Raw genomic sequence first — 25,755 nt, forward strand, 5'->3', positions numbered from 1 at the left:
GATTGATGTATAATTAAAATTTTAAAGTTTATTCTTCCTTTGCTTTGTGTTCTCCATACACGTGATGTCAGTTAGCATTTGCAACTGACTGAATAATCCCGATTAATTTTTCTATCCATTTGTCGAAACGAGGACACTTTTTCCGCATCGTTTCAACATCCAGTTCATCAAGTACAAGTCCACTATCGGCTACCTTGTTGTAATCAAAAATACGTGACAGTCTTTTCGAAGGCGCAGTTTCCACCCCTCCGTTTATATCTTCGACGTTTGCATAAGAATCTATGATTTCCTGAATCTGATCCAATTGTCCGCTATCATCAAGCAACAGATTAAATCCATCCATAGAAACAAACAATAAAGTTTCAAACTCATACTTCTGTATGTAAGGCACCAGTCTTTCATACCCCAGATCCGACTTTATCCCTTCCTCGATAGCATCTATATTCCTGCACTCAAGACTGTAGTTAGGAAAATCATTGGGTAATCTAAAAAAATCCAAGAAAGTGGTTATCCATATATTACCTTGCTGGGCGGCCACCCGCTCTACCTCATTCTTCAAATAAGCATAGTTCACATTTCCACCTTTTCTGTTCAGCTTACGATTAGTGGTAATCTTTTGGGCATTCATGCTCCATTGGGCAGTCCCAACATACTTATAAAGATAGGGAATAATCATCTTATTAATGAAAGCAACCTCACAATCACCCTCTACGATAAAAACCAGTCTGTTTCCTTTTTCCATAGTGCCAATCCGCTTTAGAAAGGCTGTCCGCCAACAAGATTTTTCTCCCACAACTCGCCCATACTATAATCCTTCAGCCACTCCTCCAAATCCTTTCCGTCCAGACGGCAGAATACTGTTTCGTTTCCTTTTCTATCAGCAACGATAATATCTTCCGGTGCGAAATTATCCACCAAATTCACGGACTGCGTCGATACGATGATTTGAGAACTTGAAGATACTTTCTTCAACATGGCGCAGAGTTTGTTAATGGCTAAGGGATGCAACCCCAGTTCCGGTTCGTCTATCAAAATGGTTTGGGGCGGTTCGGGTTGCATCAGTAACGCAGCCAGACAAATGAAGCGCAAAGAGCCATCGGACAACTGATAAGCATTGAATGTCATATCCGGCACATCTTTCTGTTTCCATTCAAGACGAATCGTATTCGGATTCAATCGATTGGGTTCAAGCACGAATGAGTCGAAAAACGGAGACACCGATGCCACCATTTTCTCTATTCGCAGGTAATGCTTGAGATATTTCTGTTTCAGTAAATATAAATATGGAGCAATGTTCGATCCGTCACGTTTGAGACGTACATTGTCGTGTAAAGGTGCAAAGTCTTTCATAGGCGACTTATCTCCCGTATCATGGAAATGATAAATCTCAAACTGTTCCAACAGAGGGCCTACATACCACGCCTGTCCACAACGGTCTTGCTTGATAGACGCCTCTTCCTTATTTGTGTCGCAGGTCTGGATATGCCAAACCGCTCCACTAAGGAAGGCTGTTTTCGCTTCTTTCACAAACAATCGATCCTGTGATTCCTCCAACACGACAATATATCTATTTTTACTGTGGTCATGCGTAAACAACAAGTCCACAGTGATTCGGTCAGTATACTTCTTGCCATTATAAAGCAGACAGTTAGCTCCTCCTTTTCTCAATACATGATTTTGCAATTGTTGCTCATAGATATCACGTATCAGTTCAAAGGCTGAAATAAAATTAGTCTTACCTATACCATTTCCACCTATCAAGATATTGATGGGACTTAACTTCACCTCTTGAGCCTTGATGGACTTATAGCCTTCTATTGTTATAGCATCAATCATAATCTAACTTACATTTACTTGCAAAGATAGCATATTTTCTCAAACAATGATACTGCCGGTTGTTCTTCTACAAATAGTTCCTCAAAAAAGATCTTAAATGCAAGATTGAATATTGCTATTTATTCTTCCTTCGTTTTATGCTCCCCATAGCCGTAACCATAGCCATAACGCTTACCATAACCATAGTACTTGCCATATTTACCATAACCGTAATAATAGCCATATTTCTTCTTCTGAAGATCCAGACCGTTAATTACCGTACAGAGATTGGGCAGCTTATTGTTTTCAGCCAATTCATTAATTAATGTATATTCGGCTTTTCGGGTATAATCGGCACGACAGACGTAAACAGACAAATCCGCTACACGACCTATGAGCAAAGTATCCGTAACCATACCGACCGGAGCAGTATCCAAAATCACATAATCAAAATTCTTTTTCAACGTTTCAACCGCCTTATCCAAGCCATCACGAGCCAATAATTCTGTAGGATTGGGAGGAACCGTACCACCGGGAAGAATATACAGACTCTTGCTCACATCAGAAACCTGAACGAAATCCATCAGATTCTTTTCAGGATTCGACAGATATTGGGTAATGCCCTGCTCCTTTCGAGAAATATTAAAAACTTTATTCAAACCGGGTTTACGAATATCAAGACCGACAATAACCACCTTCTTTCCTAATAAAGAAAGACTAATAGAGAGATTCGAGGAAACGAATGACTTACCTTCACCACTGATTGTTGAAGTCACCAAAATTACTTTCTGATCATTCTCAAGCATAAACTGAAGATTTGTACGGACATTGCGGAAAGTCTCACTCATCAGGTTATTCTGATTCTCAAATACAGCTATGGAACCGTTCTTCTCCCCTGTCAAAGGCACATCTCCTACAATAGGCAGACGAGTCAATTTCTCCACATCACCACGACCTTCAATCTTGAATTTAGTAAGACTGATCAGGAAAATGATGCCGACAGGCAAACCTACTCCCAACGCTAAAGCAAACATATAAATCATTTTAGGTTTCGGAGATACCGGGCCACCTTCAGCTACTGGCTCATCTATAATCTTTGCATTATTTGCCGTAGCAGCTAACGTAATAGCATTCTCTTCACGTTTCTGCAAAAGCATCAAATAAAGCCCTGCCTTAATTTCCTGTTGACGTGCAATACTTACATATTGTCTTTCCTGTCCCGGAGCATCACTGATACGACGGGAAAAACGACTAGCTTCACGATCCAAATCAGCCTTGACTATAAGCAAACCCTGTAACGTTCCGTCAATAGCAGCTTTAACATTCGCCTTCATTGCACGAATACTCATATCCAGATTTATAATCATCGGATTGTTTTCAGTTGAAGTACGCAACAAGCGTTTACGTTCGATAACCAGTTCATTATAACGTTCTAATTGAGTAGTCAGTCCATTGTCTGTTAAACCAATGTTACTGGGAAGCACCTCATATTCATTCAATGGATTATTGATATATTTCGCAAGGTCACGAACCAAATTAATCTGTGTACCATTCTCAACCCTTTTCTTTTCATATTCAGCATTTCCTGATACAGCCAATTGAGCATCACTGCTTATATCCGTCAAACCGGCATTCCGCTTAAATGTCTCCAGCTTTTCTTCCGTATTGCCCAATTCCTCGTCTATAATTTTAATACGCTCATTGATAAATTCTCTCGTCTTTTCAGCCACTTCATTTTTATCATTGTTTGTATTCCGGTTATACATTTCCATCAGTTTATTGATAAAATCTTGTCCACGCTGAATATTCGTATTGACCAATGAGACTGTGGCAACAGAAGTTGCTTTTGAGGTTGGTGCAATCGTTAATGCCCACTGATATCCCTTTGCCATTCCAAACGGCTGGCTAACTACCGCACTGATATGCCGAACATCCTTCCGACCTTCGACCTGGCCGTTTAACAACGAATCTCTTAATGTAAATCCAAAGGTTCCTACATTAGTAGGAAATACGGCCGGCAACTTGTCAAATCGCTTATTATATTCATTCAAGCCTACTTTCAAATTCACATCCAGCCCACCATCGGAAGACAGTTGCATGTCAATCAAAGCCGCACTCGGAAGTTTGTCCGCTTCCTGGGCAGTCAAATTCACCACAACAGGAGAAGTCTTATACATCTCACGCTTGGGAAATTCATCCTCATCATAATAAGTAATATATAGTTCCAGACTATTGACGACTTCCTTGAGTATGGTCTTTGAACGGAGTACTTCTATTTCATTATCAATACTCTGTGCAGAAGTAATGACTCCTCCTAATCCCAAGTTTTCTAAATCTGCCGATCCCGAATTTCCTCCCTTCTTATCATCCTTTATCATGATAGAAGCAGAAACCTGATACACAGGGGTCTGAAAATATAAATATCCCCAAGCACCTATCAAACAAATCAATATAGAAGCCAAAAACCAAGGCCAATGGATTATATATCTGAAAAGAAGTTCCTGATAATTGATTTTCTCCTCATCCTGTTCATTCATATTATTTTCGTACGGGTTTTCTTTCATTGTTGATCAATTATTTTATTAATTTTATCGTAATATAGTTATTAATAAATTGGCTATTGACATCAAAATTGAAATGCCATAGAACCACAGGCCGGTACTAGCCCCAACATCCGAATTCTTCGCCTTAGTCTTATTAGGTGTCACATAAATTATATCATTCTGTTGTAGCTGATAGTAAGGAGACAGTACCGTTTCAGCCTTATTCAAATCCATAGTAATAATTTCCTGCTTGTTATCTTGCCCTGTCCGGATCAATTTCACATTATCACGCATACCATAAATGGTCAAATCACCTGCCATGGCGAGCGCTTCCAGCAAATTTATCTTCTCGTTAGAAACCACAAAACTACCCGGACTAGCGACCTCTCCCAATACCGAAATCCGGTAATTAACAATACGCACAGTTACAAGCGGTGCTTCTTTCAAATAAACCTTCAACTTATCTATAATCAGATTTTCTATTTCAAGTTTAGTCAATCCACCTACATGAATCTCGCCTAACACAGGAAAGTTGATATTCCCTTGATTATCTACTAAATATTGCTGTAGAGCAGATGATGCAGTTCCTTGTCCTACCGTCTTTCCCTCCGTTCCACTAGCAGTACCCGAATTTACCAGATTAAAAGGTGCAGCCAGTTCCGGAGTAGAACAAGATACGGCAATCGTCAACAAATCCTTGGGCATAACCTTCACACCTGTCTGACGAACACTCTGTTCTGTATCATTCACAAAAGCCGTATCCTGCAAATAAGGTACTTTCTTATATGATTGGCAGGATACCAGCAAAAAAGCAAGTAACACACCCAAAGTCAATCGTTTCAGTTTTCTCATAACCACCTAACTCATGTAATTTTACAACTATTGATTTAATCTTTATTCAAATTCCAACTCTTCACCTAATAAGCCTCTTTATCCCCGCGGATGACATTATACACAGTTTTATACATGATATATAAATCCAAAAGAAACGACCAATGCTCAATATACCAGATGTCACGTTGCACGCGTCCTTCCATCTGCCAAAGCTCTTTTGTTTCTCCACGAAAACCTGTCACCTGTGCCCAACCTGTAATACCCGGTTTCACAAAATGACGAACCATATATTTATTTATTAAATGGGAATATTCTTCTGTGTGCTTCAACATGTGCGGACGAGGACCCACTAAAGACATATCCCCTTTCAGTACATTAATAAATTGAGGAAGTTCATCCACATTCGTCTTACGAATCAAATCACCGATTCGGGTTTTACGAGGATCATGTTCGGTAGCCTGTAATGTATCACATAGAGCATTCACCCGCATCGAACGGAATTTATAGCACCAAAATTCACGACCATCTTCACCACTTCGTTTCTGTTTGAAAAAGACAGGTCCGGGAGAACTTATCTTTATAGCCAGTCCCACAATGACATATATAATCGGGAAAAGGGTACAAAGGAACAGTAGCGAGCAAATAATATCAAAGCTACGTTTCACAATACGATTTTCCAATAACTCTAGTGGCTCACGACGGATAGAAAGTACCGGAACATTACCTAGCATTTCAAAATGCATTCTCCGTTTCAGATAGTTCCGGACATTGGGAACGCTGAAAAAACGAATCAGATGGTTCTCACAATAGTTGATAATCGGCACAATTTCAGCACTACGGGCGGAAGGAAGACTGCAATAAAGCTGGTCTACTTTTCCCGCATTACGGGTCAAATAATCAACGGCTTCGCATGGCTGTCCCAAATATGCTACATTCATAGGATAGCGGTCTGATGGAGAATCTTCAAAATATCCCAGTACCCGAAATCCGGATGTCGGATCATCCGTCATGGAATGATAAAGTTCCTGCATATTTTCATGGCTACCCACTAGTACTACCTTTCGGACATTTTCCCCACTTTTGCGATAAAGCTCCAGAATATAACGAAACGTCAGGCGATAAGAAATAATAACGATAATGAGAACTACGTAAAATGCCCCCAGCTGACGCAGGTTAACACATTCAAAATGGAAAATGTATGAGAGTCCCAACACCATCAATACAAAAGGAATCATGTTCCGTGCCACTCGAAGCATGATTTGCTCCGGACGAACCACCGGACGATGAAGGATCACTCCGGAACGAATGTTGCAAACCAGATAACATAAAGTCATCAAAGCCATGCTCTGGAAAAGAGGCATGGAAAACTCAAAAAGGGAACGGTTTCCCCAAAGAGAATCGAATACCCACAACAGTAAGTTCAGTAAGATAATGTCCCCTAAAAGGACAAAAGATTTTAGGACTTTATTAAAACGTTGGACTTCCTGCATAATATTATTTTTTTCTTAATCAGATCCCCCCCTATTATCCGTGTTTCTTCCTATACTTGATATAGAACTCCACACATTCATTTGCTTTTTTCCGAAACTCTTCTTCAGTAGAAACGTCATAGAAAAAGTTCAAAAGACGGATATAATGACTCACGACCTTATCGTCGCCCTTTTTAATTGTTCATAGGTGTCCGAACTCATATGCATCTCCTTAAGCATATCTTTCACAGTTACACCTGTATTCTTAAGCAGCCTACCCATTACAAAACCAAGCACATAATGATGCCATTTTCTTCTCATTCTTAAACTCTTATTAATTGTTAAAATATTGAATTATATATTATTTTCACCCGCTGAGTTTCAGATATGTCTGAAACCTCTATTTCCAGTTTTTCCTACTTTCGCACCGCGTTTTGAAAATTCAAGGCGATAACTTCAAATAATAAACATTATGACAAACGATTTTAGAATGTCTTATTTCATGCCTCCCATTGCTCCCATCAAAAATGAACAGGGACGGATTGTTACTCCTGCAACACTTATTCCCTCCTGCGAAGTCTCCGTAGAGCAAGTTTTTCAAATGATAACCTGCAACGAGAATCTCAAAATTCTGACCGGACAAGTACGCAATTCCGAAGATATACGGACCGCAAAAGCATCACTATTGCCGTATGTGACTCCCTGTGGTACGTTCTCGCGTCGAAACAGCAAATGTTTCGTAGCTTCTTCACATCTGGTGGTGGTAGATATCGACCATCTCGACTCCTATCAGGAGGCAGTGGAAATGCGCAGCGCATTGTTTAATGACCACCTTCTGCATCCTGTACTCACGTTTATCAGTCCCAGTGGACGGGGTGTGAAAGCATTCGTACCCTACAATCATTTACCCATGGCTAACGACACAAACAGTATCATCGAAAATATGAAGCTGGCAATGATGTTCACCGTGCTGCTCTATGGTACGGAAACACCTTCTCCATTCGGAGAAAAACGCAAAGGGGTAGACTTTTCCGGTAAGGACATTGTAAGGTCTTGCTTTCTTAGTCATGATCCGGGAGCGTTGTTTAGAAACAGAAATAATCAAAATTATAAATTACAAATTAAAATTATGGACGAAATTGAATCGTTATGCCGCCTCTGTGAGGCGGTTGAAACTGCAGGAGCGGATATTGCCCCTACGTATGCTGAATATGTACAACTGGCGTTCGCCATCGCAACGGATTGCGGAGAAGCGGGACGCGAGTTTTTCCATCGGTTGTGCCGGGTGTCTGCCAAATACGAACGGGAACATGCCGAACGGATATTCTCCAACGCACTTACTACCCGGCATGGAGATGTCCATCTGGGCACTGCATTCCATCTTGCTGAAAGGACGGGTGTAACTCTCTGCAAAGAGGAAATGATGAATCACCGGAAAAATGCAAAAAATGCAGAAAATACACCGACCAAAAATCTCACACACACGCACGTATATAATAAGGTGGACAATGAAGAACCGGACGAATCCGAAGAGCTGCAGGACGGTAGTGAACCGAACCAGCCATTGCCCTCTTTCACCGAAGCGGACTGGCCGAAAATCCTGTTGCTCATCATGAGTTATGCCACCAGCCCCACACAACGCGATGTCATGCTGCTCGGAGCATTGACCGCCATAGGTGCCAGCATGGAGCGATATGTGAGATGTCCATACGCCGGCAAACTCCAATCTCCTTGCCTGCAAAGTTTTATTGTAGCTCCTTCCGCCTCGGGTAAGGGAATTCTTTCGTTCATCCGTCTGCTTGTAGAGCCTATTCATGACGAGCTCCGCCAACAAGTAGCGGAAAAGGTCAAGGCCTACAAGAAAGAGAAAGCCGCCTATGATGTCATGGGAAAGGAGCGCTGCAAAGTGGAAGCTCCTCAAATGCCCAAGAATAAAATGTTCCTCATTTCGGGTAATAACACCGGAACGGGTATTCTGCAAAATATCATGGATGCCAACGGCACAGGGCTTATCTGCGAAACCGAAGCGGACACCATCTCTGCAGCTATCGGCTCTGAATACGGACACTGGAGCGATACGCTCCGCAAAGCGTTCGACCACGACCGTCTGTCGTACAACCGACGCACCGACCAGGAATACCGGGAAGTAAAGAAAAGCTATCTTTCCGTCCTGCTTTCCGGTACACCCGCACAGGTAAAACCACTTATTCCATCGACAGAGAACGGTCTCTTCTCGCGCCAGCTGTTTTATTATATGCACGGTATATGGACATGGATCAACCAGTTTGAAAGTGGCGAAACCGATCTGGAAGCTGTCTTCACAGACATAGGTCTGGAATGGAAAAAGCAACTGGACCTGATGAAAGCACACGGGCTTCATACGCTCCGGCTCACTGATGAACAAAAGCAAGAGTTCAATGCTCTCTTTGCCGATCTGTTTTTCCGTTCGGGACTCGCCAACGATAACGAAATGAGCAGTTCCATAGCCCGACTGGCTGTCAACACGTGCCGTATCATGGCAGAAATAGCTATGATGCGTGCACTGGAATGCGACCAGCCTTACCAGTTCAAAGGTTCTTCCGCCCCTCTGCTGACTCCTGACAAGGAGATTGCTGCCGATAATATCAAAGACGGCATTATCACCCGTTGGGATATGACAATCACCGCTGAAGATTTCCATGCGGTGCTGGAGCTTGTAACTCCGCTCTATCGTCATGCCACACATATCTTATCTTTTCTTCCTTCCACAGAGGTCAAACATAGAGCCAATGCCGACCGGGATGCACTTTTTGAAATAATGGGCAACCAGTTCACCCGCACACAGTTGTTGGAGCAGGCTGAAAAGATGAAAATCAAACCTAACACTGCTCTTAGCTGGCTGAACCGTCTGATAAAAAAAGGATTGCTTATCAATACAGACGATAAAGGCGTTTATACGCGCACGCATGTGTGCGTGTGTTAGGGAGCCTCCGGAAAAAGTGCATTCTTTGCATTTATATAACAACAGGACGTTTCATGAAATCTAAAGCGGCGCTTTAGAGGTGGTAAAGCATAGCTTTACGATTGCTAAAGCGGTGCTTTACTTTTCCGCTCTTCTAAGGTTCTCCCAAGGCGTCTACAATCACTCTCACCTCCAACGGGGTGAATGAGCGGCGCTTTGATTCGTAACCTAAGTCGTACAGACGTTGCAGAAGTCCGGGACATAAAGAGATCCATTTCTTCATCTTTCGATATGCAGCAATGTCAGTTAGTTCCGGAGAATAAAGTTGAGCCAGTTCCATGCGGCCGTAGGCACGTATTTTGAATTCGTTCATAATGAATAAGTTTCTGATTTACAGTTACAAAAATAACAAAATATATCCACATATCCTACGTTTTTCCATTGAATAACCGACTGTTACTGCGCATAATTGACAACAATCGTACGCAAGCGCATACTATTGATTTTTCAAGGTTTGAGGGTAGTATCTTTGTATTGTCGAAAGGGAAAAGAATCCCTCGGACACGATGTTTAACCCTTTAATTTATTGTTTTATGATCCGTTACAAAATTTATCAAAACCAACAACAGAAAGGCCTGAATGCAGGCAAGTGGTTCGCCCGTGCAGTAAGCGACGAGACGTTTGATTTGGCAAAGCTTGCCGAGCATATGTCGAAGCACAATTCACCGTATTCCGGTGGTGTCATCAAAGGTGTGCTTTCCGACATGGTTGACTGTATCAAAGAACTGCTGCTGGATGGCAAATGTGTGAAAATCGACGACCTTGCCATCTTTGGTGTGGGCATCCGCAGTAAGGCGGCTGATACGCTGGAAGATTTCTCACTGGAGAAAAACATCACTGGTATGCGTCTGAAAGCCCGTGCTACCGGTAATTTGTCAACCACCAACCTGAAACTCGACAGCCAGTTGAAACAACAGGCCGAATATCAGAAACCGACAACTGCCGGAGGAGGTTCTGATTCGGGTGACAACCCTGATCCGAAACCGGATGGTGGCGGTGAAGCGCCTGATCCGGCTGCTTAAAGGATTCACCACAGAGGACACCGAGGACACAGAGTTTTTTCACCACAGATTATTTCTTTCCTCTGTTTCCTCTGTGTCCTCCGTGGTGAATAAAAAAACTATTATCAATTTATTTAAAACTTCTTATCTATGAGTAATTCATCATCTCCCCGCTCCGTATGGAGCTTCATCATCAAAGTGATTATCACCGTTGCCACCGCTATCGGAGGTTTGATCGGAGTACAGAGCTGTATGTAGTCCTATGCGTACCATCACTCTGATTATCATTCATTGCAGTGCCACGCCGGAAGGAAAGTCCCTTTCGGCGGAGGCTTGCCGACAAGATCATATCTTGCACCGGAGATTCCGTGACATCGGCTATCATTTCTACATCACCCGGGACGGAGAAATCTGCCAGGGTCGTCCTCTGGAAAAGGTCGGGGCACACTGCCGTGACCATAACACCCATTCGATAGGTATTTGTTATGAAGGAGGGCTGGATATGGCAGGACGTCCCAAAGACACGCGTACATTGGCACAACGGGCTTCTTTGCTCGGTCTGCTCCGCGAATTGAGGAAAATATTTCCTAAGACGTTGATTGTAGGCCATCATGATTTGAATCCGATGAAGGAGTGTCCGTGTTTTAATTGTACGGAGGAGTATCGGGAATTAGGTGGTATTATCTAAGTATATTGACCAGCAAACTGGCAATAGATACCAGGATGGAAAATCCCGAAACCCACATCGTCGTACTTGTTCCTATGTCTGCGCTCTGCGCTTTGGTTTTATTAGGAGTGACATACAGGATGTCATTCTGTTGCAACTGATAATAAGGAGAGATTAACAAATCCGCGTCGTTCAGATTGAGTGTAACAAACTGTTTATGCCCATTCCTGTCTTCGCGGATTAGTTTTACATTATCACGAACACCATAAATTGTTAAATCTCCTGCCATGGCAAGTGCTTCGAGCACATTGATCTGCTCATTCACCACCGGATAAACACCGGGGGAAGCCACTTCTCCCAAAACCGAAACTTTAAAGCCGGACATACGGACTACTACCGTAGGACGTTCTTTCACGTAAGATTTCAGTCTCTCCGTTATCAGGTTTTCAGCTTCACGACTTGTTAAACCGATTAAAGAAAGTTTACCTAAAACCGGATAGTTGATATTCCCCTGGTCATCCAGCAGAAATGTACTGCCTTGTTCATTGAATGGCTGCGAAACAACCGGATCGGAAGTGGAAACAAAAATGGAAACCTCATCGCCCGGTATCAGTCTTGCGTCCTGAACAGGTGCAACTTGCGTATTCGCCTGTTTCAAAATCTCCGCATCCTGTAAATAAGGTACTTTCTTATAGGACTGGCAAGCCGAGAAAAAGAATATCAGTGCAAAAGCACAGGATAATTTCGTATTCATGTAAATGGTGGATAAATAATGACTGACGGGTATTAGTTTTTCTCGCAGATTGCCTCGACATAACCAATAGGCATATTAACGCAAGCGCATCCCAGCATATTCAGCCGGACAGCAATCTTGCTTTTGCCATCGACATTGACCAGTTCACCAACCAGCCCGGTCAGAGGTCCTTTCACAACACGGACCCTTTCACCACGTGCCAAAGGAGAACTGTTCATACAAATAGCTTCCTCTGAATAGTCGAGCATGAAACGGAAACGAGCCATCTGCTCATCAGGGATCACCGCCGGAGAACTCTCACCGCGCATCACCATATAACGGCTAACAGTAGAGAAACCCAGAACTTCTTTGCGTTCTTTCGGATTTACATGCACAAACACCATCATGGGCAGAAGAACGGACTCAACCATCTTGCGCCGGTCACTCCACTGGTGAATTTCTTGTTGGACAGGAACGAAATTCTCAATCCCCATTTTAGATAAACGCTCGGCTACTTTCTTCTCGTGGTGCATACGAACCAGAGCGACATACCAGCGTTTAGAGTGTGCTACGCCTTCCCCTGTCCCATCACTAGGCCCAGCACTAATTGATTTTGGTTTTGTTAAAATCATGTTTTTTTACCCCATGTTATTCCGTTACTTCTTAGGTAACGGACAATACATACACAAGGCACGCATCTCAATAAAAATGGAAATCACATATAGGAATAGGGCACAAGAATGGAACTGCCTAATACTCAACAGGAAAAATCCAGAGATTAGGCAATAAAAAAGTATAGAGCATGAAAATTAGATTATTTCATGTTCGGATAGTTTTTTTCCTTATATTTCAGATAAAACGAAAAAAAGTGGAAGAATATTTGCTTACTATCTATGTTTTTGTCTATCTTTGCGTCAAATTTAAGTTCCGTTACCTAAGAAGTAACGCACATATATCAATACTGACTACTAGCACTTTACACTTTTCTTTCTGTCTACACAACAGTTTCTGACGTAAGATAAATTCCCTTTATTTACCTCTGTACGTTCTTTAAGTCCAAAGCCCTTTAAATAGATTTGTGTTGTTTTTATAGATTTATGGCCCAATGATTCACTAATCATTTCAATAGGTACTCCCCGATACTTCGCTGTCGTTGCCCAAGAGTGGCGAAGTGTATAGGAAGTGACGGGAGATTGCAGACGTAAAGCTCTAGCCAAGTCTTTCAAACAATTATTGAACTGACGGAGAGCGGACTGATATTCCCGATACCCTTTTTCATCCTGACGTTTCTGTTTGCCGCTAAGAATGTCAAACAGATAATCCGGACGATCGGGTTGGGCATCTTCCCTGTTACGGAGCTGGTTGATCATTTCCCTGGCTGTATCAAGCACTTCCACACTCATCGGAGTTTTGGTTTTGATACGATTATACCGCAACACATTCTGATCCAAAGCCGATTTCTCCAAATGAGCCAAATCGGCAAAAGACATTCCACAAAACTGGAACATCAGGGCAGCAATAGCCTGTGTACGACGCAATCGCTCCGACTTTGGATCTTCATATAGAAGCTTATGCAATTCGACAGCAGGCAGGGCTTTTTTCTGGCGGATATCCACACCTGTATAAACATCATGAAACAGTCGCGGCACATAAGACGCAATACCTGCTTCCACTCCCCGGTTGTAAATGCTACGAAGCATACGCATATACGTAGAAATCGTGTTGGGCTTCAAACCACACTCGTAAAGGTACTGCCCGTAACGCCGTAAACTTTCCCGGGTGACTTGTCTGAACGACACATTGAGCGTGCCGCAAAACTTGCTGAAAGAGAAGAGAGCATTCTTGTAAACATGTGCCGTAGAATGGCGTCCCTCCTTTCGCAAACGGCCGATGTAGAACTCTGCACACCGGCTAAATCCATTTTTGTTCCTCATTACATCATTTATTATTTTATATATTTCAAAAAAAATCATCCGGCTTTGTCCATCATGAGAACGGAACAAAGTCGGATGAATTCCATTTTGTACGATATTATCTTACACGTATGTTTCCAGCAGTTTCACATTTCCTCCTTCGGGAGTGATTGTGACATCTTGCGTGGTAGCAGGCAACAGGATAGATTCTCCTGCACTGACAGTCAGTTCATTACCTTCATTGTCTCTCATCTTGCAGGATCCTTCCATACAGATAAAGATCACGAATGAATCGAGTTCGGAATAGTCGCAACTGATTTCTTCAGTCATGTCATACAGAGAAGTCGTGAAGTAAGTGCAAGCAACCAGTTCTACCGGTTCGTCCTTCAACGGTTCGTATTTAGTGCGATAGTCATCCAAAACCTCATAGTTGATGGCTTCACGGGCTAAATCGGTGTGAAGTTCGCGGGTTTTGCCATTCGCATCTTTACGGTTGAAATCGTAGATACGGTAAGTTATATCAGAGGTCTGCTGAATCTCGGCGATGAAAGAACCTGCCCCGATGCTGTGCACACGTCCGGCAGGAAGGAAGAATACATCACCCGGATGAATTTCATATTCCTGCAATACGTCGGTAATCGTATTGTTCAACACGCGTTCTTTATATTCTTTCGGGGTAATCTGTTCAGAGAATCCTGAACGCAATTTAGCTCCTTTGTCGGCATCTACCACATACCACATCTCGGTTTTTCCCATCGAATTGTGGCGTTTCTTCGCCAACTCATCTGTCGGATGTACCTGGATTGACAAATCCTGTTTGGCGTCGATGAACTTAATGAGCAGTGGAAATTTATTGCCGAAACGAGCATAATTCGCTTCTCCAACCAGCTCCTCGCGATACTTTCTGACCATATCGGCCAAGGTTAGACCTTTATCCGGACCATTAGCCACTACGGATTCATTGTTCTCAACGCCAGAAATCTCCCAGCTTTCTCCTACTCCTTTCAAGTCTGAATTCAAATGCTTGAATGGAATAATTTTGTCGCCCCCCCAAAGCGTCTGCTTCAGAATAGGTTCGAATTTTAATGGATACATTTTTGTTTTTCTTGTTATAAACTTAGATTAAATTCGCTCGGATTGTTACAATCCGGCAACAAACATACAAAAAATAGTTCAGTTTTTAAGAAAAGGAGGATGAAAATTCATTTAAGAAAGCATCTTTTATTCTTGCATTCGAAGAAGATGAAGTAATAAAGCTAAACTTTCCTAAAGCATCTACTATATTTAGCCGGAATAATTTGTGAGTAAGAAAGAATTTCCCTTTATTTGCAGGAAAATTTTAATAATACCAGACATGAATAACACATTCCCAACAGAAGGGAATCTATCAGGGCTTAGCCGGAAAGATTTCCAAAAGGATATAAATGATAAGAAAACTGATTTATTTATCCTCAAAAACGCAAAGGGAATGGAAGTAGCTGTAACCAATTACGGATGCGCCATTCTTTCTATCATGGTACCGGACAAAAACGGTAAGTATGCCAATGTAATCCTCGGACACGACAGCATCGACCACGTCATCAACAGCCCGGAACCTTTCTTAAGCACTACTATCGGACGCTACGGCAACCGTATTGCGAAAGGAAAATTCACTTTGTTCGGCGAAGAACATGAACTCACGATTAACAACGGACCTAACTCTCTGCATGGTGGACCTACCGGTTTCCACGCCCGTGTATGGGATGCTGTCCAGATTGATGAGAGTACGGTGCAATTCAACTATGTTTCTGCCGATGGCGAAGAGGGATTCCCCGGCAATCTGGAAATAGAAATGACCTACCGCCTGGACAACGAAGTAAATGCACTGAATATCGAATACCGAGCTACCACCGACAAAGCTACAGTCGTTAACTTGACTAACCACGGTTTCTTCAACCTCGCCGGTATTTCCAACCCTACTCCTACCGTCAACAACCACATCGTTACGATCAACGCTGATTTCTATACGCCTATCGACGAAGTTTCTATCCCTACCGGTGAAATTGCCAAAGTAGAGGGTACTCCGATGGATTTCCGTGCCCCGCACACTGTAGGCGAACGTATCGACGACAAATTCCAGCAACTGATTTTCGGTGCAGGATATGACCATTGTTACGTACTGAACAAGTTGGAAAGCGGTTCGCTCGATCTGGCTGCCACTTGCAAGGATCCGGAAAGCGGACGTATCATGGAAGTATATACCACCGAAGCGGGTGTACAACTCTATACAGGCAACTGGCTCAACGGATTTGAAGGTGCACACGGAGCTACATTCCCTGCCAGAAGCGCTATCTGCTTTGAGGCACAGTGTTTCCCGGATACTCCGAACAAACCGCATTTCCCATCGGCTACTTTGCTGCCGGGTGATGAATACCAACAGATCACTGTCTACAAATTTACGGTAGAAGAATAAGATTTGAAAAATAACTAACCTAATTTTATAAACTAACATTTTTTTGAACCATGACACAAGAAAAAAAGAATGGAAAAATCATTGCGATCATTACGATGATTTTCCTTTTCGGTATGATTTCATTTGTTACTAACCTCGCTGCCCCTATGGGTATCGTATTGAAAAACCAGTTCGACGTATCAAACGCATTAGGTATGCTGGGAAACTTCGGAAACTTTATTGCTTATGCAGTAATGGGTATTCCGAGCGGCATCTTGTTACAACGCGTGGGCTATAAGAAAACAGCACTTATCGCAGTAGCTATCGGCTTCATAGGCGTAGGTATCCAGTTTTTATCCGGCCATTCAAGCCCGGAAATGGCTTTCGCTGTTTATTTGATCGGTGCATTCGTAGCAGGTTTCTCTATGTGTTTGCTTAACACTGTTGTGAACCCGATGCTGAACAAACTTGGTGGCGAAGGTAACAAAGGTAATCAGCTTATCCAGGTAGGTGGCTCTTTCAACTCTGTAATGGCTACCATTACTCCGATGTTTGTAGGTATCCTTATCGCCGGATCTATCGAAAAAGCTACTATTTCTCAAATATTCCCTGTGATGTACACCGCTATGGCTGTGTTCGCTTTCGCATTCTTCGTGCTTTTGTTTGTACGCATACCAGAACCTAACGCCGCTACCGCAACAGAACCTATCGGTAAATTGATGAAAGGTGCTTTGAAGTTCCGTCATTTCGTCCTGGGAGCTATTGCAATCTTTGTATATGTAGGTATTGAAGTAGGTGTACCGGGAACTTTGAATTTATTCTTGACAGACCCTGTAGAAAAAGGTGGAGCAGGTATCGCTTCTACAATCTCGGGATTCGTAGTAGGAACATACTGGTTCCTGATGTTGATCGGACGCTTGACAGGTGCTTCTCTTGGTGCTAAAATCTCCAGTAAGGCTATGCTTACATTTACTTCTGCTTTAGGTTTGATTCTGGTATTCCTTGCCATCTTCTCATCTACAGAAACAATGGTTGATCTACCTGTACTTCAACAAAGCGCTACCGGTAGTTTGTCATTCGGATTTGCAGAAGTTCCTATCAATGCCATGTATCTGGTATTAGTGGGCTTATGTACTTCTATCATGTGGGGTGGTATTTTCAACCTTGCTGTAGAAGGTTTAGGTAAATATCTGGCTGCTGCTTCCGGTCTGTTTATGGTACTGGTATGTGGTGGAGGTATCTTACCTGTAATTCAGGGATTAGTAGCCGATATCGCTGGTTTCATGCCTAGCTATTGGGTTATTATCGCCGCTTTGGCTTACCTGTTGTTCTACGGTCTGGTAGGTTGCAAGAATGTAAATAAGGATATTCCTGTGGAATAAACAATCACATAGAATAGAATTCAATTTATTCACCTTTAAAATATAAATATCATGGATACAGAATACGTAAGAAGTCGATTCATTAAACACTTTGACGGAACTACCGGCTTTCTATATGCTTCTCCGGGCCGTATCAACCTGATCGGCGAACACACTGACTACAACGGTGGATTCGTTTTTCCGGGAGCGGTAGATAAAGGGATGATTGCTGAAATCAAACCGAACGGTACTGACAAAGTAAAGGCTTACTCTATCGACTTGAAAGATTATGTGGAATTTGGCTTGAATGAAGAAGATGCTCCACGCGCCAGCTGGGCAAGATATATTTTCGGTGTATGCCGTGAAATGATCAAACGTGGCGTTGACGTGAAGGGATTCAATACTGCTTTCGCAGGTGATGTGCCTCTGGGTGCAGGTATGTCTTCTTCTGCTGCTTTGGAAAGTACATATGCTTTCGCATTGAACGAACTGTTCGGTGAAAACAAGATAGATAAGTTTGAATTGGCTAAAGTGGGTCAGGCTACAGAACATAACTATTGTGGTGTGAACTGCGGTATTATGGACCAGTTTGCTTCCGTATTCGGTAAAGCAGGCAGCTTGATCCGTCTGGATTGCCGTTCACTGGAGTATCAGTATTTCCCATTCCATCCGGAAGGTTATCGCCTGGTTCTGATGGATTCAGTGGTGAAACACGAATTGGCTTCTTCTGCTTACAACAAGCGTCGCCAAAGCTGTGAAGCTGCTGTTGCCGCTATCCAGAAAAAACATCCGCACGTAGAATTCCTGCGCGACTGTACAATGGCTATGCTGGAAGAAGCAAAAGCTGATATCAGCGCTGAAGACTATATGCGTGCAGAATACGTAATCGAGGAAATCCAACGTGTACTCGACGTTTGTGAAGCATTGGAAAAGGATGATTACGAAACTGTAGGTAAGAAGATGTACGAAACTCATCATGGTATGAGCAAGCTGTACGAAGTAAGCTGCGAAGAACTCGACTTCCTGAATGACTGCGCTAAAGAATACGGTGTTACCGGTTCACGCGTGATGGGTGGCGGATTCGGCGGTTGTACGATCAACCTTGTCAAAAACGAATTGTATGACAACTTCGTTGAAAAAACAAAAGCTGCTTTCAAAGCTAAATTCGGCAGAAGCCCGAAAGTGTATGATGTAGTAATCGGCGACGGTTCCCGCAGACTGGAATAAAATTCATTCGAAATTAAATAAGTAAGAAGGGCGGCTTCCTCACGGAAGCCGCCCTTACTTTTACAATTAACAAAAATTTAAAACCTATTACTTGGTATTCTGAGCTAACACATCTATTTATTTCTTCTTAAATTTATAAACAGCAAATGTAGTCGGTTCCAGTTCGGTAACAAACACGTTGCCTTCAATCGATACCGGAGTTTCCTGTGGAGTGATGGCGGAAGGTTGTTCAAGCGTGTTATCCTTGTCAAGATCAAGCGAATGAAGTTTGATGCAACGGCCGTCGGAAAGTACATCCTGTTTTTTCAAACCTTCAAAGTTCAATGAAATCGGTTGGGCCGTGGCGGAAGTGTTAACCACCTTAACAATCAATTCATTCTTATCCTTATCATAAACAGCACTGGCAAAGAGTCCGTTTTGCCCTTCAGCTCCTGTTACTTTTTTCTTATTCATGGTAAGCGGAAGCACGTTAGTTCCTTTGTTATGTGCAAACAACTGCTGTACATAATAGCTTGTAGTACGCACGGAATTCAGGTTATCAAACCAAATCATATCCGGACGCCATTGCCATCCTTCTACGTGAGCGAAAAGAGGAGCATAAGTAGCCATGTGTACGATGTCAGCGTTACGTTCCAGCCCTGTCATAAAAGCAGCTTCAAGCAGAGCAGCATGGTAATGATTCCATTTTTTGCCTTTTCCGTGGCAGGCATATTCTCCGGCAAACACTTTCGGACCTTTACGGTCATAGTTGTCATAGCGTGCGCCTTGTGTCAGAAACCAACTTTCAGGACGATAGAAGTGTTCGTCCACCAAATCAGCTTTCAGACGTTTCATTTCAGGCCACAAATAATCAAACTCTTTTCCTTCGGAATTCGGACCGGAGCTACCTACGATTTTGATTTCCGGATGAGCCTTACGAATGGCTTTGATAAACGGTTCAAGACGTTCGGGATATTCTTTTCCCCATTGTTCGTTACCGATACCGATAAACTGCAGATTAAATGGAGCAGGATGTCCCATATCGGCACGTACCTTCCCCCATGTAGTATTGACGTCACCATTGGCAAATTCTATCAAATCGAGTGCATCCTGAATATAGCTATCCAGATCACAAACTGCAACGTGAGCTTTCGAATCATTATTCTGATATTGACAGGAAAGACCGCAATTCAGAATCGGAAGAGGCGCTGCACCCATTTCTTCGGACAACAGGAAGTATTCGTAGAATCCTAATCCATAGCTCTGATAATAATCCGGGAAGAAACGATGGGTAAAGGTATATTGCCAACGGTTCTCATTCAAAGGGCGGTTTTCTACGGGACCTAGCGATTTTTTCCAGTCATAACGGGTATCGAGGTCAGTACCTTCTACGATACAACCACCGGGGAAGCGGAAGACTCCGGGATGAATATCCGCCAATGCTTGTGCTAAATCTTTGCGAAGACCATTTTCATGTCCTTTCCAGGTATTGACCGGGAAAAGAGAAACGTGCTCCAAATCAACCGTTCCTTTAGAAGTAAGGAAAATGCGGAGTACGGATTTTGGATGGGTAATGCCGGACTTCAAGATGACTTGATACTTTTTCCATTCGTTGGAGTCAATCGTCAGATTCTCTGCGGCAAAAGCCTGACGTTCACCCATTGATTTAGTATCGACAAGTTCGATCCTCAATGTTTCTTTCGTACTTCCTTGCGGCAAACGCGCCCAAACAGAAAAGCGATACTCCTCTCCTTTCTTGACGCCAATACCGAAAAAGCCTTCGTTATCCAGACCGGTATGTTTGTGTCCGTGTCCCGGATCGGAAAGGCGTACATAATGCGGATTACGTTCAAAAGGTCCGTCATCCATCAGTGTCACTTTGCCATAGGTATTCCATCCCATCAGATGCTGGGGGAACTCGAACGAGCGGTTCTTTACCAGTTCCGCGTATAATCCGCCATCAGCAGCATAGTTGATGTCCTCAAAAAAGAGTCCGTACATAGTAGGTTGGATTTCCGCTCCCAGCTTCTTCGTTTGTATCACCAACTCATTGGTTTGCGCATGAAGTGCAAGGTTAGTAAACAAGGCTAATACTGCCAATAAATTTGTGTATCTTCTCATGGTTCTCAATAAAAAATTATATATAGTTAAAATGCAAAGATAATCAGATTCTCAATTTTCCGCGTACCCGATTTTATCATAAACAGGTGTTTATCGGTCAAAAAGGATCAAATTCCATTCATTTGCACAAATTTCCATCTGGTATCCGTATTTATAATACGAAATCAGATAAAAAAACACCTATTTATTACAATCATATAATACAAATATGAACTGCAGGAAAGCGTATATTTATATATATAATAAGGTGTGGAAAAAATTATAAAACATACCTTTTATGCTGCATAACATATAAGAGTGTATTTGATACACCAAACAAAAGTGTTACTTTTACACCCAAAATAAGATAAGCATCTCATTTACATTAAAAATAAAACCATGAAAAAACATTTTCTACTTGCAGGAATTGCCGTGCTGATGCTGGCTGCGTGCAATAACAAACCGGCTTCCGAGCTGACCTTGTCCGGTCTTGATCCGGTAAAATTTCAAACAGAAGTGAATAATGCCCAAACAGCTCTTTACACACTAAAGAATAAGGCAGGCATGGAAGTATGCATCACTAACTTCGGAGGACGTATCGTGTCTATCATGGTACCCGACAAGAACGGTCAGATGCAGGATGTAGTTTTAGGTTTTGACAGCATTGCTGATTATATCAATATTCCCAGCGACTTTGGCGCTTCTATCGGACGCTATGCAAACCGTATCAACCAGGGACGTTTTGTATTGGATGGCGATACGATCCAGTTACCACAAAACAATTACGGACACTGTCTGCACGGAGGTCCGAAAGGCTGGCAATACCAGGTTTATGAAGCCAATCTTATCGATCCGACAACACTGGAGCTGACTCGTATTTCACCGGATGGAGATGCTAATTTCCCGGGCAACGTAACAGCTAAAGTGACTTACAAACTGACTGATGACAACGCTATCGACATCAAATATAGCGCAACTACTGATAAAAAGACGATCATCAACATGACCAACCACTCTTATTTCAATCTTTCCGGTGATCCGTCTAAAATTTCAACCGACCATATCATGTATGTGAATGCAGACTACTATACTCCGGTAGACAGCACCTTTATGACTACAGGCGAAATTGCTCCGGTTAAAGACACTCCGATGGACTTTACTACTCCGAAAGCCGTGGGTAAGGAAATCAATAACTATGATTTCGTTCAATTAAAGAATGGAAACGGATATGATCATAACTGGGTATTGAACACTAAGGGAGATCTTTCTCAAGCAGCCGCCAAACTTACTTCACCCGAAAGCGGCATTACTCTGGAAGTATATACCAACGAACCGGGTATACAGGTTTATACAGGTAACTTCCTCGATGGAACCGTAACCGGCAAGAAAGGTATCGTTTACAACCAACGTGCTTCCGTTTGTCTGGAAACACAACACTATCCTGACAGCCCTAACAAGGCAGACTGGCCGTCTGTTGTTCTGGAACCGGGACAAACTTACAACAGCGAATGTATTTTCAAATTCTCTGTAGAGAGATAATATTAACTCATAAATCATTTTTATCGTGGAAGCATTAGATTGGCTAGTAATCGGAGTCTTTTTTCTGGCTCTGATTGGTATTATTGTTTGGGTAGTCAGACAAAAACAAAATGACTCGGCAGATTATTTCTTAGGTGGACGTGACGCAACATGGCTTGCGATCGGTGCCTCTATCTTCGCATCGAACATTGGCTCGGAGCACTTGATCGGACTGGCAGGAGCCGGAGCATCCAGTGGTATGGCTATGGCTCACTGGGAAATTCAAGGATGGATGATTTTGATTCTGGGATGGGTGTTCGTGCCTTTCTATTCACGAAGCATGGTATATACGATGCCGGAATTCCTGGAACGCCGCTATAATCCTCAATCACGTACTATCTTGTCTGTAATCTCTCTGGTTAGTTATGTCTTGACCAAAGTAGCCGTAACTGTATATGCCGGTGGTCTGGTGTTCCAGCAGGTATTCGGCATCAAAGAACTTTGGGGAATTGATTTCTTCTGGATTGCAGCTATCGGTCTGGTAGTGTTGACCGCAATTTATACCATCTTCGGAGGTATGAAATCCGTTCTTTATACTTCTGTTCTTCAAACTCCAATCCTATTGTTAGGCTCCTTAATTATCCTTGTGCTTGGTTTCAAAGAACTAGGCGGATGGGACGAAATGATGAGAGTTTGTGGTGCTGTGACTGTAAATGATTATGGTGATACCATGACCAACCTGATTCGTAGCAATGATGATGCAAACTTCCCATGGTTGGGTGCTTTGATCGGTTCAGCTATCATCGGATTCTGGTACTGGTGTACTGACCAGTTTATTGTGCAGCGTGTACTTTCAGGAAAAAATGAGAAAGAAGCTCGCCGTGGTACTATCTTCGGAGCTTACCTGAAACTGTTACCTGTATTCCTTTTCTTGATTCCGGGTATGATTGCATTCGCATTGCACCAGAAATATATCGGTGCCGGTGGTGAGGGTTTCCTTCCGATGCTGGCTAATGGAACTGCAAATGCCGATGCCGCTTTCCCGACATTGGTTGCCAAATTACTTCCTGCCGGGGTAAAAGGTCTGGTAGTATGTGGTATTCTTGCCGCTTTGATGAGTTCTCTTGCCTCTTTGTTCAACTCATCGGCCATGTTGTTCACTATCGACTTCTACAAGCGTTTCAGACCGGAAACTCCGGAAAAGAAACTGGTTGGTATCGGCCAGGTTGCAACAGTTGTAATCGTTATTTTAGGTATTCTTTGGATTCCTATCATGCGTAGTGTAGGTGATGTACTTTACACTTATTTGCAGGATGTTCAGTCAGTCCTGGCTCCAGGTATCGCTGCTGCGTTTTTACTGGGGGTCTGCTGGAAACGTACTTCTGCTCAAGGTGGTATGTGGGGACTGATTTCCGGTATGGTCATCGGCTTGACGCGTCTGGGTGCTAAAGTATACTATAGCAACGCGGGTGAAGTGGCTGATTCTACATTCAAATATTTGTTTTATGATATGAACTGGCTGTTCTTCTGCGGATGGATGTTCCTATTCTGTATGATTGTAGTAATCGTAGTTAGTCTAACAACAAAGGCCCCGACAGCAGAAAAGATTCAGGGACTGGTATTCGGTACAGCTACTAAAGAACAAAAAGCGGCTACTCGTGTCAGCTGGGATCACTGGGATATTATTCATACTGTAATAATCCTGTCTATTACAGCCGCTTTCTACTGGTATTTCTGGTAATTAAATAATTCACTACGACAACAATGAACAATTATTATAGCTCAAATCCGACTTTCTATGTCGGCATCGACTGTATCATCTTCGGTTTCTCCGAAGGGGAAATCAGCCTGCTCCTGTTGAAGAGAAACTTTGAGCCGGCAATGGGTGAATGGTCTCTGATGGGAGGATTCGTGCAGAAAGATGAAAGTGTGGACGATGCCGCCAAACGTGTATTGCATGAGCTCACCGGACTGGAAAACGTTTATATGGAACAGGTGGGAACCTTCGGAGCGATTGACCGCGATCCGGGTGAACGGGTAATCTCTGTGGCTTATTACGCGTTAATCAACATCAATAAATATGATCTGAATCTGGTTCGGAAACACAATGCTCACTGGGTGAAAATAAACGAGCTTCCCCCACTTATTTTCGACCATCCTGAAATGGTGGAGAAGGCACAGGAACTGATGAAACAGAAAGCGTCCGTGGAACCTATCGGATTCAATCTGCTTCCGAAACTCTTTACGTTGACTCAACTGCAAAGTCTATATGAGGCCATTTATGGTGAGACGATGGATAAACGGAACTTCCGTAAAAGAGTGGCTGAAATGGATTATATAGAGAAAACTGATAAAATTGATAAACTAAGTTCTAAACGCGGCGCTGCCTTGTATAAGTTCAACGGCAAGGCTTACCGCAAAGACCCGAAATTTAAAATCTAATCATTATGCTGGAAGAACTAAAAGAAAAAGTATTTCATGCCAATCTCGAATTGGTAAAGCATGGATTAGTCATCTTTACCTGGGGAAATGTTTCTGCCATTGACCGTGAAAGCGGATTGGTAGTAATCAAACCCAGTGGTGTAAGTTATGATGACATGAAAGCCGAAGATATGGTAGTAGTGGATCTGGATGGCAAGGTCGTTGAAGGACGGCTGAAGCCATCTTCAGACACCCCTACTCACGTAGTGCTTTACAAAGCATTTCCGGAAATCGGAGGAGTGGTACATACACACTCTACCTATGCAACAGCATGGGCACAAGCCGGATGTGACATTCCGAATATCGGAACCACTCATGCAGATTACTTCCATGATGCCATTCCCTGCACAGCGGATATGACGGAAGCGGAAGTGAAAGGTGCTTACGAGCTGGAAACCGGTAATGTAATAGTGAAACGTTTTGAAGGCTTGAACCCTGTACATACACCGGGAGTATTGGTGAAAAATCATGGTCCTTTCTCTTGGGGAAAAGACGCATACGACGCCGTACACAATGCTGTGGTTATGGAACAGGTAGCTAAAATGGCAAGTATCGCTTATGCGGTAAATCCCAATTTAACAATGAATCCGCTGCTGATAGAGAAACATTTCAGCCGCAAGCATGGCCCGAATGCTTATTATGGACAGTAAAACAATTAAAAATTATAAATTTAAACTATAAC

Annotated in this window: 22 protein-coding genes and 1 pseudogene; 12 read left to right on the forward strand and 11 right to left on the reverse strand. The window is 42.8% G+C overall.

Going from position 1 to position 25,755, the window contains the following annotated elements:
- Positions 1–67: 67 nt before the first annotated feature.
- The 5 genes from AAHJ11_RS02325 to AAHJ11_RS02345 form a co-directional block, all read right to left on the reverse strand.
- Positions 68–742 (reverse strand): DUF4276 family protein, encoded by a 675-nt coding sequence (locus AAHJ11_RS02325; RefSeq protein ID WP_281219335.1) that lies wholly within the window; start codon positions 740–742, stop codon positions 68–70.
- Between the two features lie 14 nt (positions 743–756).
- Positions 757–1,836: an AAA family ATPase gene (locus AAHJ11_RS02330; RefSeq protein ID WP_007759269.1), complete on the reverse strand. Its 1,080-nt coding sequence runs from the start codon at positions 1,834–1,836 to the stop codon at positions 757–759.
- 119 nt (positions 1,837–1,955) lie between these two features.
- Positions 1,956–4,379: a polysaccharide biosynthesis tyrosine autokinase gene (locus AAHJ11_RS02335; RefSeq protein WP_320982991.1), complete on the reverse strand. Its 2,424-nt coding sequence runs from the start codon at positions 4,377–4,379 to the stop codon at positions 1,956–1,958.
- A 24-nt stretch (positions 4,380–4,403) separates the two neighbouring features.
- Positions 4,404–5,216: a polysaccharide biosynthesis/export family protein gene (locus AAHJ11_RS02340; protein ID WP_413579019.1), complete on the reverse strand. Its 813-nt coding sequence runs from the start codon at positions 5,214–5,216 to the stop codon at positions 4,404–4,406.
- A gap of 59 nt (positions 5,217–5,275) precedes the next feature.
- Positions 5,276–6,682, reverse strand: coding sequence for an undecaprenyl-phosphate glucose phosphotransferase (locus tag AAHJ11_RS02345; RefSeq protein WP_195650651.1), 1,407 nt, complete (start codon positions 6,680–6,682; stop codon positions 5,276–5,278).
- A 451-nt stretch (positions 6,683–7,133) separates the two neighbouring features.
- On the opposite strand from AAHJ11_RS02345, the pseudogene AAHJ11_RS02350 reads away from it, so the two are divergent.
- Together AAHJ11_RS02350 and AAHJ11_RS02355 are read left to right on the forward strand one after the other, a co-directional pair.
- Positions 7,134–7,754 (forward strand): annotated as a pseudogene (locus AAHJ11_RS02350) (BT4734/BF3469 family protein); the annotation flags it as partial.
- 36 nt (positions 7,755–7,790) lie between these two features.
- Entirely contained in the window at positions 7,791–9,623 is a 1,833-nt protein-coding gene (locus AAHJ11_RS02355; RefSeq protein WP_320982993.1) for a DUF3987 domain-containing protein, read from the forward strand.
- Positions 9,624–9,756: 133 nt separating this feature from the next.
- On the opposite strand, the gene AAHJ11_RS02360 is transcribed toward AAHJ11_RS02355, so the two are convergent.
- Entirely contained in the window at positions 9,757–9,975 is a 219-nt protein-coding gene (locus AAHJ11_RS02360; protein WP_004297475.1) for a DUF4248 domain-containing protein, read from the reverse strand.
- 220 nt (positions 9,976–10,195) lie between these two features.
- Here AAHJ11_RS02360 and AAHJ11_RS02365 point away from each other — a divergent pair, with 220 nt between their 5' ends.
- The 3 genes from AAHJ11_RS02365 (at position 10,196) to AAHJ11_RS02375 (ending at position 11,351) form a co-directional block, all read left to right on the forward strand.
- Complete coding sequence (locus AAHJ11_RS02365; RefSeq protein ID WP_148366283.1) at positions 10,196–10,684, forward strand: DNA-binding protein; 489 nt, start codon at positions 10,196–10,198, stop codon at positions 10,682–10,684.
- 129 nt (positions 10,685–10,813) lie between these two features.
- Complete coding sequence (locus AAHJ11_RS02370) at positions 10,814–10,921, forward strand: smalltalk protein (protein WP_004297473.1); 108 nt, start codon at positions 10,814–10,816, stop codon at positions 10,919–10,921.
- A 4-nt stretch (positions 10,922–10,925) separates the two neighbouring features.
- Positions 10,926–11,351 (forward strand): N-acetylmuramoyl-L-alanine amidase, encoded by a 426-nt coding sequence (locus AAHJ11_RS02375; RefSeq protein ID WP_148366281.1) that lies wholly within the window; start codon positions 10,926–10,928, stop codon positions 11,349–11,351.
- On the opposite strand, the gene AAHJ11_RS02380 is transcribed toward AAHJ11_RS02375, so the two are convergent.
- The 4 genes from AAHJ11_RS02380 to AAHJ11_RS02395 form a co-directional block, all read right to left on the reverse strand.
- Positions 11,344–12,084, reverse strand: coding sequence for a polysaccharide biosynthesis/export family protein (locus AAHJ11_RS02380; protein ID WP_320979886.1), 741 nt, complete (start codon positions 12,082–12,084; stop codon positions 11,344–11,346). The genes AAHJ11_RS02375 and AAHJ11_RS02380 overlap by 8 nt on opposite strands.
- A 32-nt stretch (positions 12,085–12,116) precedes the next feature.
- On the reverse strand, positions 12,117–12,695 hold the full coding sequence (locus AAHJ11_RS02385) for a UpxY family transcription antiterminator (RefSeq protein ID WP_148366277.1): 579 nt from the start codon (positions 12,693–12,695) through the stop codon (positions 12,117–12,119).
- Between the two features lie 336 nt (positions 12,696–13,031).
- Positions 13,032–13,997, reverse strand: coding sequence for a tyrosine-type DNA invertase cluster 3b (locus AAHJ11_RS02390; RefSeq protein WP_195650653.1), 966 nt, complete (start codon positions 13,995–13,997; stop codon positions 13,032–13,034).
- A gap of 102 nt (positions 13,998–14,099) precedes the next feature.
- Positions 14,100–15,071, reverse strand: coding sequence for a type I phosphomannose isomerase catalytic subunit (locus AAHJ11_RS02395; protein ID WP_117515077.1), 972 nt, complete (start codon positions 15,069–15,071; stop codon positions 14,100–14,102).
- Positions 15,072–15,330: 259 nt separating this feature from the next.
- On the opposite strand from AAHJ11_RS02395, the gene AAHJ11_RS02400 reads away from it, so the two are divergent.
- Genes AAHJ11_RS02400 through galK form a run of 3 tightly spaced genes read left to right on the forward strand, consistent with a single transcriptional unit; the run spans position 15,331 to position 18,995 of the window.
- A complete protein-coding gene (locus AAHJ11_RS02400) occupies positions 15,331–16,428 on the forward strand; it encodes an aldose epimerase family protein (protein ID WP_074556472.1) in 1,098 nt (365 codons plus the stop codon).
- A gap of 50 nt (positions 16,429–16,478) precedes the next feature.
- The gene (locus AAHJ11_RS02405; protein ID WP_074556471.1) at positions 16,479–17,789 is read left to right on the forward strand and encodes an MFS transporter; all 1,311 of its coding nucleotides are present in this window, start codon (positions 16,479–16,481) and stop codon (positions 17,787–17,789) included.
- 51 nt (positions 17,790–17,840) lie between these two features.
- On the forward strand, positions 17,841–18,995 hold the full coding sequence (galK, locus tag AAHJ11_RS02410; RefSeq protein WP_195650654.1) for a galactokinase: 1,155 nt from the start codon (positions 17,841–17,843) through the stop codon (positions 18,993–18,995).
- A gap of 117 nt (positions 18,996–19,112) precedes the next feature.
- On the opposite strand, the gene AAHJ11_RS02415 is transcribed toward galK, so the two are convergent.
- Positions 19,113–21,095, reverse strand: coding sequence for an alpha-L-arabinofuranosidase C-terminal domain-containing protein (locus AAHJ11_RS02415; protein WP_413579021.1), 1,983 nt, complete (start codon positions 21,093–21,095; stop codon positions 19,113–19,115).
- 378 nt (positions 21,096–21,473) lie between these two features.
- Between AAHJ11_RS02415 and AAHJ11_RS02420 the strand changes: the two genes are divergently transcribed.
- Genes AAHJ11_RS02420 through AAHJ11_RS02435 form a run of 4 tightly spaced genes read left to right on the forward strand, consistent with a single transcriptional unit; the run spans position 21,474 to position 25,723 of the window.
- Positions 21,474–22,613, forward strand: a complete 1,140-nt coding sequence (locus AAHJ11_RS02420; RefSeq protein WP_148366267.1) for an aldose epimerase family protein — start codon at positions 21,474–21,476, stop codon at positions 22,611–22,613.
- A 25-nt stretch (positions 22,614–22,638) separates the two neighbouring features.
- Entirely contained in the window at positions 22,639–24,333 is a 1,695-nt protein-coding gene (locus AAHJ11_RS02425; RefSeq protein WP_148366266.1) for a sodium:solute symporter, read from the forward strand.
- A gap of 23 nt (positions 24,334–24,356) precedes the next feature.
- Positions 24,357–25,034: an NUDIX hydrolase gene (locus tag AAHJ11_RS02430; protein ID WP_074556461.1), complete on the forward strand. Its 678-nt coding sequence runs from the start codon at positions 24,357–24,359 to the stop codon at positions 25,032–25,034.
- Positions 25,035–25,039: 5 nt separating this feature from the next.
- Complete coding sequence (locus AAHJ11_RS02435; RefSeq protein WP_074556460.1) at positions 25,040–25,723, forward strand: L-ribulose-5-phosphate 4-epimerase; 684 nt, start codon at positions 25,040–25,042, stop codon at positions 25,721–25,723.
- The last annotated feature ends 32 nt before the right edge of the window (positions 25,724–25,755 follow it).

The sequence above is a fragment of the Bacteroides sp. 90-K9/2 genome (assembly GCF_047310725.1).
In the GTDB taxonomy this organism is placed as follows: domain Bacteria; phylum Bacteroidota; class Bacteroidia; order Bacteroidales; family Bacteroidaceae; genus Bacteroides; species Bacteroides vicugnae.

Excerpts from the sequence above, each read along its gene's own strand:
- AAHJ11_RS02330 (WP_007759269.1), bottom strand. The coding sequence starts at position 1,836 with ATGATTGATGCTATAACAATAGAAGGCTATAAGTCCATCAAGGCTCAA.
- AAHJ11_RS02415 (WP_413579021.1), bottom strand. The coding sequence starts at position 21,095 with ATGAGAAGATACACAAATTTATTGGCAGTATTAGCCTTGTTTACTAAC.
- AAHJ11_RS02385 (WP_148366277.1), bottom strand. The coding sequence starts at position 12,695 with ATGATTTTAACAAAACCAAAATCAATTAGTGCTGGGCCTAGTGATGGG.
- AAHJ11_RS02345 (WP_195650651.1), bottom strand. The coding sequence starts at position 6,682 with ATGCAGGAAGTCCAACGTTTTAATAAAGTCCTAAAATCTTTTGTCCTT.
- AAHJ11_RS02370 (WP_004297473.1), top strand. The coding sequence starts at position 10,814 with ATGAGTAATTCATCATCTCCCCGCTCCGTATGGAGCTTCATCATCAAA.
- AAHJ11_RS02420 (WP_148366267.1), top strand. The coding sequence starts at position 21,474 with ATGAAAAAACATTTTCTACTTGCAGGAATTGCCGTGCTGATGCTGGCT.
- AAHJ11_RS02405 (WP_074556471.1), top strand. The coding sequence starts at position 16,479 with ATGACACAAGAAAAAAAGAATGGAAAAATCATTGCGATCATTACGATG.
- AAHJ11_RS02400 (WP_074556472.1), top strand. The coding sequence starts at position 15,331 with ATGAATAACACATTCCCAACAGAAGGGAATCTATCAGGGCTTAGCCGG.
- galK (WP_195650654.1), top strand. The coding sequence starts at position 17,841 with ATGGATACAGAATACGTAAGAAGTCGATTCATTAAACACTTTGACGGA.
- AAHJ11_RS02335 (WP_320982991.1), bottom strand. The coding sequence starts at position 4,379 with ATGAAAGAAAACCCGTACGAAAATAATATGAATGAACAGGATGAGGAG.
- AAHJ11_RS02355 (WP_320982993.1), top strand. The coding sequence starts at position 7,791 with ATGGACGAAATTGAATCGTTATGCCGCCTCTGTGAGGCGGTTGAAACT.
- AAHJ11_RS02390 (WP_195650653.1), bottom strand. The coding sequence starts at position 13,997 with ATGAGGAACAAAAATGGATTTAGCCGGTGTGCAGAGTTCTACATCGGC.
- AAHJ11_RS02430 (WP_074556461.1), top strand. The coding sequence starts at position 24,357 with ATGAACAATTATTATAGCTCAAATCCGACTTTCTATGTCGGCATCGAC.
- AAHJ11_RS02360 (WP_004297475.1), bottom strand. The coding sequence starts at position 9,975 with ATGAACGAATTCAAAATACGTGCCTACGGCCGCATGGAACTGGCTCAA.
- AAHJ11_RS02325 (WP_281219335.1), bottom strand. The coding sequence starts at position 742 with ATGGAAAAAGGAAACAGACTGGTTTTTATCGTAGAGGGTGATTGTGAG.
- AAHJ11_RS02375 (WP_148366281.1), top strand. The coding sequence starts at position 10,926 with ATGCGTACCATCACTCTGATTATCATTCATTGCAGTGCCACGCCGGAA.
- AAHJ11_RS02365 (WP_148366283.1), top strand. The coding sequence starts at position 10,196 with ATGATCCGTTACAAAATTTATCAAAACCAACAACAGAAAGGCCTGAAT.
- AAHJ11_RS02380 (WP_320979886.1), bottom strand. The coding sequence starts at position 12,084 with ATGAATACGAAATTATCCTGTGCTTTTGCACTGATATTCTTTTTCTCG.
- AAHJ11_RS02395 (WP_117515077.1), bottom strand. The coding sequence starts at position 15,071 with ATGTATCCATTAAAATTCGAACCTATTCTGAAGCAGACGCTTTGGGGG.
- AAHJ11_RS02435 (WP_074556460.1), top strand. The coding sequence starts at position 25,040 with ATGCTGGAAGAACTAAAAGAAAAAGTATTTCATGCCAATCTCGAATTG.